The sequence below is a fragment of the Flavobacterium frigoris PS1 genome (assembly GCF_000252125.1).
Classification (GTDB): Bacteria; Bacteroidota; Bacteroidia; order Flavobacteriales; family Flavobacteriaceae; genus Flavobacterium; species Flavobacterium frigoris_A.
In genome coordinates this window covers 1-12,675 of the sequence record NZ_AHKF01000008.1, presented here as the reverse complement: position 1 = coordinate 12,675, position 12,675 = coordinate 1, and the positions used below count along the sequence as shown (strand labels likewise).

12 protein-coding genes are annotated in these 12,675 nt (G+C 31.4%); all 12 read left to right on the top strand.

What is annotated here, in order from left to right; genetic code table 11:
- Positions 1–157: 157 nt before the first annotated feature.
- The 12 genes from HJ01_RS01505 to rfbD all read left to right on the top strand — a co-directional run bounded on the left by HJ01_RS01505 (position 158) and on the right by rfbD (position 12,129).
- Positions 158–1,171 (top strand): hypothetical protein, encoded by a 1,014-nt coding sequence (locus HJ01_RS01505; protein ID WP_007136491.1) that lies wholly within the window; start codon positions 158–160, stop codon positions 1,169–1,171.
- A 2-nt stretch (positions 1,172–1,173) separates the two neighbouring features.
- Positions 1,174–2,652 carry an oligosaccharide flippase family protein gene (locus HJ01_RS01500; protein WP_007136490.1) on the top strand — a complete coding sequence of 493 codons (1,479 nt, stop codon included), beginning with the start codon at positions 1,174–1,176 and terminating at the stop codon, positions 2,650–2,652.
- Complete coding sequence (locus tag HJ01_RS17090; RefSeq protein WP_007136489.1) at positions 2,652–3,617, top strand: glycosyltransferase family 2 protein; 966 nt, start codon at positions 2,652–2,654, stop codon at positions 3,615–3,617. Before HJ01_RS01500 ends, HJ01_RS17090 begins: the two co-directional genes overlap by 1 nt.
- A gap of 53 nt (positions 3,618–3,670) precedes the next feature.
- Positions 3,671–4,792 (top strand): glycosyltransferase family 4 protein, encoded by a 1,122-nt coding sequence (locus HJ01_RS01490; protein WP_138984264.1) that lies wholly within the window; start codon positions 3,671–3,673, stop codon positions 4,790–4,792.
- Positions 4,789–5,832, top strand: coding sequence for an EpsG family protein (locus HJ01_RS01485; protein WP_040473593.1), 1,044 nt, complete (start codon positions 4,789–4,791; stop codon positions 5,830–5,832). The genes HJ01_RS01490 and HJ01_RS01485 overlap by 4 nt, the downstream gene beginning before the upstream one ends.
- 24 nt (positions 5,833–5,856) lie before the next feature.
- Positions 5,857–6,819: a glycosyltransferase family 2 protein gene (locus HJ01_RS01480; RefSeq protein WP_007136486.1), complete on the top strand. Its 963-nt coding sequence runs from the start codon at positions 5,857–5,859 to the stop codon at positions 6,817–6,819.
- Positions 6,816–7,877: a glycosyltransferase family 4 protein gene (locus tag HJ01_RS01475; RefSeq protein ID WP_007136485.1), complete on the top strand. Its 1,062-nt coding sequence runs from the start codon at positions 6,816–6,818 to the stop codon at positions 7,875–7,877. The genes HJ01_RS01480 and HJ01_RS01475 overlap by 4 nt, the downstream gene beginning before the upstream one ends.
- A gap of 69 nt (positions 7,878–7,946) precedes the next feature.
- The gene (locus tag HJ01_RS01470; protein WP_007136484.1) at positions 7,947–8,858 is read left to right on the top strand and encodes a hypothetical protein; all 912 of its coding nucleotides are present in this window, start codon (positions 7,947–7,949) and stop codon (positions 8,856–8,858) included.
- Positions 8,859–8,878: 20 nt separating this feature from the next.
- Complete coding sequence (locus HJ01_RS01465) at positions 8,879–9,679, top strand: glycosyltransferase (RefSeq protein WP_238531057.1); 801 nt, start codon at positions 8,879–8,881, stop codon at positions 9,677–9,679.
- On the top strand, positions 9,680–10,573 hold the full coding sequence (locus tag HJ01_RS01460) for an NAD-dependent epimerase/dehydratase family protein (RefSeq protein WP_007136482.1): 894 nt from the start codon (positions 9,680–9,682) through the stop codon (positions 10,571–10,573). It begins immediately after the preceding gene.
- A gap of 10 nt (positions 10,574–10,583) precedes the next feature.
- Positions 10,584–11,132: a dTDP-4-dehydrorhamnose 3,5-epimerase gene (rfbC, locus tag HJ01_RS01455; protein WP_007136481.1), complete on the top strand. Its 549-nt coding sequence runs from the start codon at positions 10,584–10,586 to the stop codon at positions 11,130–11,132.
- A 148-nt stretch (positions 11,133–11,280) separates the two neighbouring features.
- The gene (gene rfbD / locus HJ01_RS01450; RefSeq protein ID WP_007136480.1) at positions 11,281–12,129 is read left to right on the top strand and encodes a dTDP-4-dehydrorhamnose reductase; all 849 of its coding nucleotides are present in this window, start codon (positions 11,281–11,283) and stop codon (positions 12,127–12,129) included.
- Positions 12,130–12,675 lie beyond the last annotated feature (546 nt).

The following is a 12,675-nucleotide window of genomic DNA, read 5'->3' as shown; positions in this document are numbered from 1 at the left end:
CCTTAAACTTTACAATTCTTTATTTATTTTAATCTATCTTTTTTAGTAGTATTTAATGAATATAGTATGTAGTTCGACTTCTCTACTCTTTTTTGTCTTTGCATTTTGTGTAAATGATATGGACAGATAAGAAATTTAAAAAATAAAATATATATTAATGAATGTTTTTATAAAATCATTTAATAGGCCTTATTATTTGGATAGATGTATCCAAAGCATTTTGCTCAATATTATTGATGTTGATTTGTCGATAATAGTTTTAGATGACGGAACAAATCCTAAGTACTTAGAAAGGATAAAAGAGAAATATCCAACTGTAGAGATAAGACTTTCTCCTTTTTACAAAGCGAAGGTTGATAAGATTGAGAAATTTGTCTTAAAAGGAGAGAAAATAGACGAAATGGAGATTCCAACTCAATTTTGGCTATCAAATATCGCAAATAATAATGAGGAATATTTTATTGTATTAGAAGATGATATTTGGGTTACGGATAAAATTGAGACTCGTGCTATGATTGATCTAATGGAGTCACAGAATATGTGCATGATAAAATTATTTTATTTTGGTAACTCAAGACTGATTTCTGGAAAGCTTAACTCAGTATCAGCTTACGTAAATGAAATAAAACCTAAGTTAGTAACGAAAAATGAATTTTTGTTCAAGAATTTGTATTTGGGTAATCCATTTAAAATTTGGTCTATTTTAAATCGATTTAATATTAAAAATAATGGTGTAATAAATTATTATACCATTTATAATGTTGCAGGAGCAATATTCTCTAAGAAATATTATTCACACCTTTGGAAAGATTTTTCAGGTGTGGTGAATGAAGATGAACAATTAAAAAAAGCTTTGAATTTTTATAAAACTGAAAAATCAGTCAAGTATGGAGTGAGTAAAAAGGATGTTTTAAATACAAGTTTTACGTCGTCTGCAACTAATGTTTTTCCTGGAATTGATTTTAATCCATTTATATATAATGATTTGATGAACAAAGCTTGGTACGCTGGAGATTTAGACCCTATGTCTGGTTATCCACAAGACATACTTGAAAGTGATATCAAGAGTTTATTGAATAAAAGCAAAAATAAATTAGCATCAGTCGAGGAATGGGATAAATGGGTGAACCGTTTTAAAGATCAATATCAAAAAATTGGATTTTCCGTTTAATAATGAGTGAAAAGCAAGAATCCAAGGCGGCTTTAAAAGCTACTGGGACCGTGGGTGGTGGACAAGTAATTAATATTTTAATATCATTAATCAGGACTAAAATTATTGCAATTATTTTAGGTCCTTCGGGTGTTGGAATCGTTGGTATATTAACTACAGCCACCGAGATGATAAAAAATATCGCAGGTTTCGGTTTAGCTTTCAGCGGAGTTAGAGATATTTCAATCGCCGCGGCTAAGAAAGACGATATTGAAGTTTCAAAAATTGTAAAGATCTTTAACAAATGGGTTTTGATGTCGGCGCTTTTAGGTGGTTTCATCACCTTGGTGTTTTGCTTGCCTTTGAGTACATTTTTGTTTAGCGATAATAGTTATACTTTTGGTATCGCATTTTTATCAATTTCAATTTTTTTTACTACTATTAGTTCAGGTTTTCAAGCCGTAATGCAAGGGAAAAGGTCGATTTTAATGATGGCAAAATCGGCTATCGTCGCAAATTTAATAAGTTCGTTATTTTCAGTCCTTCTTTACCTGCAGTTTAAAGAAGATGGAATTGTACCTTCACTTATAATTACGGGTTTTATTAATTTTGTAGTGTCTTATTACTTTTATCGAAAATTAGCAATTCCTGATTTCGGCAAAATAGCACTTTCAGATTCTTGGCTAGGTGCTAAAGGCATGATTCGAATTGGTTTTTTTACTATAGTCGTTAGTGTATTTGATCAAATGGCAGGACTAGGGCTAAGAGCTTTTATTGCAGATAAAACGAATGTTGAAGGTGTTGGACTTTTTACTGCTGCTAATACAATTGCCACAATGTATCTGTCAATAGTATTAGGTGCAATGGCTAGCGATTACTACCCAAAGTTATCGTCAATTCACGATGATAACAAGAAATTACATGAGGCTGTAAATTCTCAGCTGTATATTGTTCTTCTTCTTGCATCTCCAATTATTATTGGAATGGTGGGTTTTGCAGATATTGCAATTCGACTATTATATTCAGCTCAATTTATTGGGGCTGTTGCTATTCTTAAATGGCAAGTTTTGGGTGATTTCTTTAAAATAATTTCTTGGCCATGTGGCTTTGTCTTCTTGGCAAAAGGGCATGGGAAGTTATATATGTCCTATAGTATTTCGTATACGGTTATTTATATGTCAATTGTTTATTTTGGTTGGGATTATTTAGGTTTTGTTGGTATAGGGTTATCCTTTTTTATAGCGCAGCTTGTTTCTGTTTTATTTACTTACATTTATAGTTACAATAAATTTGGTATACACGTATCTAAGTCTAATTTGAAAGTTATTGCTGTATTCATCCTACTTCTTACGTTTGCTTTTTATTCACAAGAATATCTTAGTGGCACTTTTCGTTTATTTTTGTCGGTGCTAGCTTTAGTGATTTCTATAGGGTATTCTCTATATCATTTGAATTCAATTATGGATGTAAAAGGAATTATAAATAAAATTTTAAAAAGGTAATGAATCAAGCTCCTTTAATTTCAGTTGTAGTTATTTGTTACAATCAAGAAGAAACAATAGGTCGCGCTCTTGACAGCATTTTAGGGCAACAAACTGATTATTCTTTTGAAATTATTATTGGAGAAGATGCTTCTCCAACGGGTAATACACGTTTGATCTGCGAGCAATATGCATTGAAATTCCCTAATGTTATCAGGGTGTTACCTCAAGCACCTAATAAGGGTTTGATGAAAAATTATTCAGATTGCTTGAAAGCATGCAGAGGGAAGTACATCGCAACTTGTACTGGTGATGATTGGTGGCATAATCCCTCTAAACTGCAACTTCAAGTTGAATTTTTAGAGAATAATCCGGATTTTGGAGTTGTGCACACTGAGGCAGATACCTATGATCCTATTACAAATCAAACTTTTCGTCCAAGTAGAGCTCGTGATTGTCCTGAAGGAGATGTTTTAGCAAATATGTTTAAAGTAAATTTTATTTATGCAATTTCAGTTTTATTCCGTGCAGATCTGCTATGCTTTACTGATTTCGAAGAATGGATTAAGATGAAATTTGTCGCAGAAGACCATGCTATGTGGCTTGCATTTGCCCCACATACACTTTTTCATTACATTCCTCTTAGTACAATAACTTACTGTTCCTCTCTAGAGTCTGCAAGTCGTTCTGCGTCATTAGATAAGAGATTAAGGTTTATAGAAGGGATTTGTCGCATTCAGCTCTATTTTCATGCTTTACAGAATCCTATTGAGCCTTCCTATGAAAGCTTAATTTTATTTCAAAAGAAATGGTTAATTCATGAGATATTGGTAAAAAAGGACTACTCAAAGTTGAAGGAATACAAAGCAACAACGTTAGTGAGACTGGCCCCCTTTAGCCATTATATGCTTTCTAGAGTTAATCTGAAAATGAAGACACTATTGACTATAATTAGAAAAGGAAAAACATCTGCAGAATTTATGTAACGTGGATAAAGTTAAATCTATTCACAACTGGATAGGTTTTTAGTTACTTAAATTTGAGAATAATTATTTTAATTCTATCCTCTGAAAGCGATACACCTATTATGAAACCCACAATAACTTTTCTTTTACCTAGTCATTCTAAATATCCAGTAGGAGGATTTAAGGTGGTATATGAATATGCAAACCGATTTGTTAGTGAAGGATATGACATTAGGATAGTTTTACCAGCTACGGTCTTTTTTAATGGAGAAAATTTCATTAATAAATTTAAGAGTGCTTTACGGTACGTTTATTATAAAGCTAATAATCAGTATACCCCTTATCATTGGTTCGATTTAGATAAGAAGGTCAAGATTTTTTGGGTTCCATCTTTAGATCAAAAACATATACCTAATTCTGATGTTATTGTTGCAACGTCAGCTGAAACCGCTGAGCGGCTTGATAATTTAGCTTTTTCAGGTAAAAAAATCTATTTCATCCAGGGTTATGAAACATGGTGCAATGGAGAAGAGCGTTTTCTTGAAACGCTGGATTTGGGACTTACAAAAATAGTTGTTTCCCCTCATCTTTTGAAAGTAGTAGAATCACGTGGACAAAAAGCAGAATTAATTTTAAATGGTTTTGATTTTAATTACTTTAAAAAAACAATAGATGTTGAAGATAGATATAAATACCAGATAGCAATGTTATTTCATTTATCATCGGCAAAAGGATGTGATGATGGTTTGAAATCGTTAGAAATTGTTAGAGATAAATTTCCATTATTAAAAGCTTCTTTTTTTGGATATCCTGAAAGACCAAAAAATTTGCCTTCTTGGATTAAGTATATTCAAACACCGGATAAGGATTTGCATAATAAAATATACAATGAGGCCGCTATTTTTATCGGAACAAGTCATTCAGAAGGCTGGGGGTTAACTGTTGGTGAGGCAATGATTTGCGGATGTGCAGTTGCTTGCACTAATATTGAGGGTTACAATATTATGGCCAAAAATGAGGATACCGCTTTGCTAAGTGAGCCCGGAGACTTTCAGTTAATGGCAGAGAATATAATTAGACTAATTGATAATGATAAAATACGCTATCAAATAGCAAAAAATGGAAGTACTAATATTCAAAAGTATAAGTGGGATGAATCGTATAATATTTTTAAAAAAACAGTGAAAATTAAGTGATAGTTTTAACATTTCTCCTTTTTTTAATAACGGTGTTACTAGCTTTTTTACCTATAAATCATACTGGAAAATTAAGTGAAATTTTTCTAATTGTCATAGGTGCATTTTTAATACTTTTTTCTGGTTTTCGAATAGGAAGCCAATTTCCAGACTATAGCTCTTATTTAATTTTGTACGAAGATATTAAAAGTGGGGATGTAATCGTTGAGTTGTCTTTTGTATTTATAGCAAAATTTGTTCATTTTGTTTTTAATAATGTACTATTTGTATTTTTAATTTATGCCGTCCTAGGCGTTTCCTTAAAATTAGCAGCGATAAAGCAATTAACAAATTTATGGCTTTTATCAGTGGTAGTTTATGTTGCTAACTTTTTCATACTACATGAAATGATTCAAATTCGTGTAGGAGTTGCAGCTGCTTTTTTACTTTTGTGCGTCAAACCTATTTATGACAGGGATGTTAAAAAATTTCTGTTATTTGCTTTATTAGCTATATTTTTTCATATTTCTGCATTAATAATATTGCCTTTATGGTTTTTAGGGAAATTCAAAGATAAAGCAAACTTATATTTTCTTACAGCGCTTGTACCTGCTGCATATGTTATTTACTTTCTAAAAGTAACAGTGTTAAATTTTATTCCAATTCCTTACGTACAAGATAAATTAGATTTATATGCTGCTTTACAAGAGTTAGGTACAGCTGACTTTTTTACTGATATTAACGTGTTTAACTATGTTTTCCTTGCAAAGATTCTTATTTTTTATTTTTTGTTATATAAACATAAGCTTTTGATGACGCATAATAAATATACAATAGTATTACTAAATATTTATGCAGTTTCGTTATTCATGTATCCCGCGCTTGCAATGATGCCTGTTCTGGCAGGAAGAGTTAATGAATTGCTAGGTATAGTTGAAATTATATTATTTCCTCTTTTATATTATATCATTTCTCCTCGCTATATTTCTGTAGTAATAGTTGTTGTTTGGTCTTTAGGTATATTATTGATTAATATATTTAAATCAAGTTTAATTATTTGATAATTTTTTTTTAATTCAATTCATATGGCGTCGTTAGTTTACATTTTATTAGCATCTTATAATGGAGAAAAGTATATAGAGAAACAGCTAGATAGTTTGATTTCTCAAACTTATACTGACTGGTCTTTATTGATAAGAGATGATGGGTCAAAGGACGAGACAGTTTCGATTATTAAAAAATACATTACGAAGGATACTAGGATAAAATTAATTGATGAACACGATCAGAATAAGGGGAAGGGAGCATGTCAAAATTTCGCCCGTTTAATGGAAGTGGCCGTGGCAGAAGAGGCCCATTTTATACTGTTTTGTGATCAAGATGATTATTGGTTTGCAAATAAAATAGAATTGATGTTTAAAAAGATGATGGATAGTGGTAGTTCTATGCTCTATTCTGATTTTTTATATGCTGACGAGAAATTGAATCCACTTCCCAGTAGTATTCAAGCATCAAAATCCCCGTTTTTGTTTCCTTTCTTTAAAAGTCTAATCGTGCAAAATCAGGTTTATGGATGCACTATGATGCTCAGTGGTGAGCTTGCTAAGAGATGTTTACCTATCCCTAAAGTTGCTGAAAATCATGATTATTGGATCAGCTTAGTGGCATCAGGAATAAATGTAAAAATATATCATTTAAAGGAGGCGCTAATGTTGTACAGGCAACATGAGAATAACGTTACGGGGAGTTTTAGAGATCATTATGTTTCAGCTCGAGTTAAACGCTTTTTCTTGAATTTTGATGTTTTAAAAAGAAGGGAAATAAAAAAAATATTAATGTTAAAGGTTTTGTCTGAGCAATTAAATGCTGAGCTGAATTCTGAGAATAAAAAATTATTAGAGGGCTTTTTTAAGTCCCTGGAAAAGAGTAAAAGTAGTATTGTTTTGTATTGTATTAAAAATAAAATAAAAAGACAATCTTTTATCTCCACAATCGTTTATTTTTTGGTGCTTTGTACTTTGGATAAACCAAAATTTTTGAATAAATGAAAATAGCTTATATTTTACCATCTTTGGTAAATACGGGACCCATCGTTGTTGTAAATAATGTAGTCAAGCACCTTAAAAATAAGGTTGAATTAATTGATGTTTATTATTTTAATGAATCGCATTCAACTTTGCATTTTGACTGTAATGTGTTCCATATTTCTAAATCAGACACCATTGATTTTGATAAATACGATATCATACATAGCCATACTTTATGGTCAGATGTTTATGTATATAAGAATCGAAAAAACATAAAAAAGGCGAAGACAGTTAGTACTATTCATCAAGATACATTTACTAGTTTTACCATCCAGTTTAATCGTTTTGCGTCATTTTTTTTAGGACATTACTGGTGTTATATTCAGCGCAATTTTGATGGTGTTGTAGCAATTTCGGATCAACTAAAGAATAGATACGGCAAATTATTTTCAAATATCAAGACAATTTATAACGGTTGTAATATAACAGATAATGAAAATATTCAAGAAGATATCGAAAAATTAATTCTGAGTTATAAAGAAAAAGGGTACAGGATATTAGGTTCGTATGCCTATATCAGCAAAAGAAAGGGACTTTCTCAGATTATTGATGTTCTTAGTTATCTTCCAGATTATGTTTACGTAATATTTGGTGAGGGGCCCTACTTAGAAAACTTGAAGAAAAAAGTAGCTAAATATAACTTACAAGATAGAGTCTTATTTTTACCTTATGTTAAAGCTCCTTATTCGTATTTAAAATTTATGGATATTTATATGATGCCATCCTATTCTGAAGGATTTGGTCTTGCAATGGTGGAAGCAGCATTAGCAAAAAAATCGATAGTATGTTCTAATTTACCTTCTTTTCATGAAATTTTCACAGAGAAAGAAGTGTCTTTCTTTGAAGTTGATAATGCGGAGTCTTTAATACAAGCAATTAATACGGCGTATTTAGAAGCTGAAAAAAAAGGTGAATTAGCTTATATAAAAGCGAGCTCTTCTTTTACTTCTGAAATAATGGCTAATAATCATTTATTATACTATCAAGAAATGGTAGCAGATAAGCACAAAGATATTTGAGTTTATAATTCTCTTTTCAAATCGCTAAAAAAAGTAAGTAATTTTAATAAAATTCACAAAATATTTACAATGTTAATATCAAGTAAACAAAAATTTTATTTAAGTCTTTTGGGGGAGTTAATTACAAGTCCTTATGAATATGGAAAAAATTTTATAAAATGGCATTTTATAAAGTCAAAAAATAAAAGCGATAAAAATAAAAAAAGAATTCCTGTTAAGACGAATAAACTAGCGGTCTGCATTCATGAATGGGGAGGATATGAAGGGAAGCGATTAAAAAAAATTAAAAATATTCCCGAGTTTGAATGTGGCTTAGACTATCAATTGTTACGCTTTAAAGATTATAAAGGGAGTTATGATCTTAATTTGACACTTACAATATCTGATTTCGATTTGTTGAAATCTGAGATCAATAATGTAAATATCAAGAAAGTATCTAATGTAGGAATGGATTTTTCTGGTTACGAAGTGTTTTTTGAAAGCATAAAAGAAGAAGACAATCAGTATGTTATATTAACTAATACTTCTGTTAGTAAAAAGCAAACCGATTTTATTGATGATTACCTTGATTTTTTTAAAGCTAATGAGTCGATCGGAATGATGGGGGTTTCTTTCAATACTAAAATGTATCAAAGTTTAATTAGAAACAATTTTAATCCACATTTACAAAGTTTTTTTTTAATAACGACTACGGAAGTTTTAAAAGAAGTGGTAAGTAAAAATGGATCTTTCCCAGGAAGTGGTATAGACCATAAATTGGCTTTAATTAAGTATGGAGAAATTAAATTGTCGAGAACAGTAATGGACTTAGGTTATAAATTGGGATGTGTATTAGATAACGGGCAACCTTTGTTATTTGATAAAAATAATTTTACAGATAATGGCAGGCATTCTTGGGATTCTTTTTTTGGAGATTACAGATTAAATTTATTAGAACCCAATTCAATTAATACTTTAAATTCAAAAAAAATAAAAAAATAATGTACGAAAAGGCGTGCTCTATGTCAATTGTCTTATATAATAATGATGTAGATGAATTATCAAAAACAATAGAGAGTATTCAACAAACTAATTTGAATATAAAAATTTTTTTAATAGACAATTCACTTAATGACAATCTAAAACTTTTTACTAAAGAAGATGAAATTTTTTATTTTCATAACCCATCTAATCCTGGTTTTGGCGCCGCTCATAACATTGCAATTGAAAAAGCAATAGGTAAGGGGTTTAAATATCATTTTGTTGTCAATCCTGATATCTATTTTACAGAAGATGTAGTGTCGCCAATGGTTGATTACATGATTCAGAATTCTGATATTGGAATGATGATGCCGCAAATTCTAAATTTTGATGGTTCCATCCAAAATTTACCTAAGTTATTGCCTACACCGTATAGTATTTTGATGAGGAAGCTTAAAAAACCGATGTCAATATATAAGGAATTTATTGCTAAATATGAACTAAGATTTGTAGAGAGAGAAATGTTATACAATGCTCCCATATTATCTGGTTGCTTTACCTTACTTAATTTAAAAGCAATAGAAGAAATTGGTATGTATGACGATAAATTTTTCATGTATTTTGAGGACTGGGACTTATCCCGTAGAATGCATCTCAAGTATAAAACAATATATTTTCCAAGGGTGTCCGTTTATCATGGATACACTTCTGGTGCAAACAAAAACAGTAAGTTATTTAAAATTTTCATTAATTCTGCGATTACTTATTTCAATAAATGGGGCTGGTTTTTTGACGCGGAGCGAGACGAAATAAATAAAAAAGCATTGTCGCAATTTAAATAAATGAAAATATCAATTACAGGAGCCACTGGGTTTGTGGGGCAAAATCTTCAAGTCTATTTGAAGCCATTTTACAGCGTTAGATCACTAAGTGTTCGTTATTTCGTAAATCAAAAAATTAATTTGGAGTGCGATGCTATAGTTCATCTTGCAGGTAAAGTGCATGATTTAAAAAAAGTTTCAGTTCCACAAGATTATTATGATGCTAATTTTGAATTAACAAAACAATTATTTGATGCTTTTTTAGGGTCAGAAGCTCAGATATTTATTTTTATGAGTACTGTAAAAGCTGTAGCTGATGAGGTTGATGGAATCTTGACAGAGGAAAATATAGCTAAGCCTAAAACGCATTATGGCTTAGCGAAACGCCAAGCTGAAGAGTACATTTTATCAAAGGGTTTACCAGATGGGAAAAAGGTTTATATTTTAAGACCCTGTATGATTCATGGACCAGGGAATAAAGGGAATTTGAATTTATTATATCAATTAGTTTCCAAAGGATTACCTTGGCCTCTTGGAGGTTTTACTAATAAAAGATCTTTCTTAAGTATTGAAAATCTTTGTTTTGTTATTAAAGAATTACTTGAAAACGGTAGCATTCCTTCGGGTGTATATAATGTTTCTGATGATGAAGCGTTATCAACTAATGAGTTGATACAAATATTAGGTAAAAGTTTAGGTAAAAAAGAATCCATTTGGAGAGTAAATACTTTAATTATTAAAAGCTTTGCAAAATTGGGTGATTACTTATATTTGCCTTTAAATTCAGAGCGCTTGCAAAAATTAACAGAAAGCTACATTGTTAGTAATAATAAAATAATTGAAGCTTTAGGGAAGCCTTTGCCAATAGAATCAAAAGAAGGTTTGTTGAAAACATTCCAATCATTCAAAAAATAATAAGTACGATATGACCATTGAAAAAACAACAATTCAAGATTTAGTAATAATCAATCCTACCGTTTTTGAGGATAGTAGAGGTTATTTTTTTGAATCCTATAATCAAGCTAAGTTTAACGAGAATGGAATTATGTATCCTTTTATACAAGACAATCAGTCTTTCTCCAAAAGAGGGGTGATTAGAGGGTTGCACTTGCAAATCAATCCTTTTGCACAAGCAAAATTAGTACGTGTTTTGGAAGGAGAAATTTTGGATGTAGCAGTAGATTTGCGTAAAAATTCGGCTACTTATGGACAACATTTTAGCGTGGTGCTAAGTGCTGCCAATAAAAAACAATTGATGGTACCTCATGGTTTTGCGCATGGTTTTTCGGTTTTGAGCGAAACGGCATCTGTAATGTATAAAGTGGATCAATTGTATAGTAAAGAAAGTGAAAGAGGAATTCGTTACGATGATCCTACTTTGGCGATTGATTGGCAATTAAGTCCTGAGGAAGTTATTGTTTCAGAAAAGGATTTGGTTTTGCCAAGGTTTGATGAGGTTGATTGGGAGTTTTAAAAAAAAATAGTTTAAAACTTTAAAAGTTTAAGGTTTGAAAGTTTAAAGTTTTCCGTTGGATCTTGACTTCCATCTCTTTGTAAGCGGAACAATCTAAATAAAATAAAAGCAGCAATAATAGCTATGTGCTTTTAAGTTAAAAAACAAAATGAAAAAAATAGTAGTAACAGGTGCAACAGGACAATTAGGTTCGGAGTTAAAAGTGTTATCTGAAAATTATTCGCAATTTGAATGGTTTTTTGCAGATAGAACACAAGTATCTTTGGATAATTTAGCTGTGTTGAAAGTACAATTAGAAAGTATTCAGCCTGATGTTATATTGAGTTGTGGTGCTTATACTGCAGTAGATAAAGCAGAAACGGAACCGGAATTAGCGGACATTATTAATCATCAGTCGGTTAAGATTATTGCCCAATATGCAAAGGACAATAAAGTAAAATTAATTCATATTTCTACTGATTATGTTTTTGATGGTTCATCTTCAGTTGCATTGAAGGAAGACGCAATCACAAATCCTATTAATATGTATGGAGCGACTAAAATAGCAGGAGAATTAGCGGTAATGGCCGTTAATCCAGAAGCTGTGATTATTAGAACTTCATGGGTGTACAGTCGTTTTGGTAATAATTTTGTAAAAACGATGCAACGTTTGCTGAAAGAACGTGATACTCTTGGGGTAGTGAATGACCAAATAGGTTCTCCGACTTATGCTGCCGATTTAGCGCAAGCGATGATGGACATATTAAACAATGGTAAATGGATTCCTGGAATTTATAATTATTCGAATGAAGGAGAAATAAGTTGGTACGAATTCGTCTTGGCCATTCAAGAAATCGGAGGGTATACTTGTGAGGTGACAGGGATTCCTTCCTCATCTTATCCCACTCCTGCAAAACGTCCCGCTTTTTCTTTATTGGATAAAAGTAAGATTAAAGCTATTTATGGAGTTGTTGTTCCGGGTTATAAAGAGAGTTTGAGAAAATGTATGGGGTTGTGAGTTGAGCGTTATCGTGATTAGTTTTCGATAATGAGTGGTGTCCCTCGACTGTGCTCAGAATGACGGAAAGAAGTTCTTTTTCTTTTCCCTTGATGCAAAAGAAACAAAAGATTAAGCCTGATCCCGATAGTTATCGGGATCAAAACTTAAAAATCCAAAAACTGTTTTTGAGTATTTAGCTGACTGCCACTGGCAGTCCTCCTTTTAATTTCAAATGTTGTTTTTTGACGTTTTTAATTTAAGGGCGGAGTGCAGCGTTGCGAGCGCTGTAAATTTTCGGTTTGCCCCGTCCCTAAAGGGAGGCGAAAATTCAGAACGTGATTTTGCCACGACAATAAATGAAGCTAAAAACTTAGAAAGTAATTTTAGATAAAGTCTGTTGTCAAAAAACAGATTTCGTGTGTCTTTTTTGTCTCAGCGTTGGCGGGTAGGGGAAATAAGAAAGAAACATTATTAAATACAGTTTTTTATTACTTTTGCTTTAGGCGCTAAAACTTTCGGTTTGGCCCGTCCCTAAAGGGAGCCGAAAATTCAGAACGTGATTTT

Coding starts and splice junctions, on each gene's coding strand:
- HJ01_RS01480 (WP_007136486.1), top strand. CDS start 5,857: ATGGCGTCGTTAGTTTACATTTTATTAGCATCTTATAATGGAGAAAAG.
- rfbD (WP_007136480.1), top strand. CDS start 11,281: ATGAAAAAAATAGTAGTAACAGGTGCAACAGGACAATTAGGTTCGGAG.
- rfbC (WP_007136481.1), top strand. CDS start 10,584: ATGACCATTGAAAAAACAACAATTCAAGATTTAGTAATAATCAATCCT.
- HJ01_RS17090 (WP_007136489.1), top strand. CDS start 2,652: ATGAATCAAGCTCCTTTAATTTCAGTTGTAGTTATTTGTTACAATCAA.
- HJ01_RS01470 (WP_007136484.1), top strand. CDS start 7,947: ATGTTAATATCAAGTAAACAAAAATTTTATTTAAGTCTTTTGGGGGAG.
- HJ01_RS01475 (WP_007136485.1), top strand. CDS start 6,816: ATGAAAATAGCTTATATTTTACCATCTTTGGTAAATACGGGACCCATC.
- HJ01_RS01505 (WP_007136491.1), top strand. CDS start 158: ATGAATGTTTTTATAAAATCATTTAATAGGCCTTATTATTTGGATAGA.
- HJ01_RS01465 (WP_238531057.1), top strand. CDS start 8,879: ATGTCAATTGTCTTATATAATAATGATGTAGATGAATTATCAAAAACA.
- HJ01_RS01460 (WP_007136482.1), top strand. CDS start 9,680: ATGAAAATATCAATTACAGGAGCCACTGGGTTTGTGGGGCAAAATCTT.
- HJ01_RS01500 (WP_007136490.1), top strand. CDS start 1,174: ATGAGTGAAAAGCAAGAATCCAAGGCGGCTTTAAAAGCTACTGGGACC.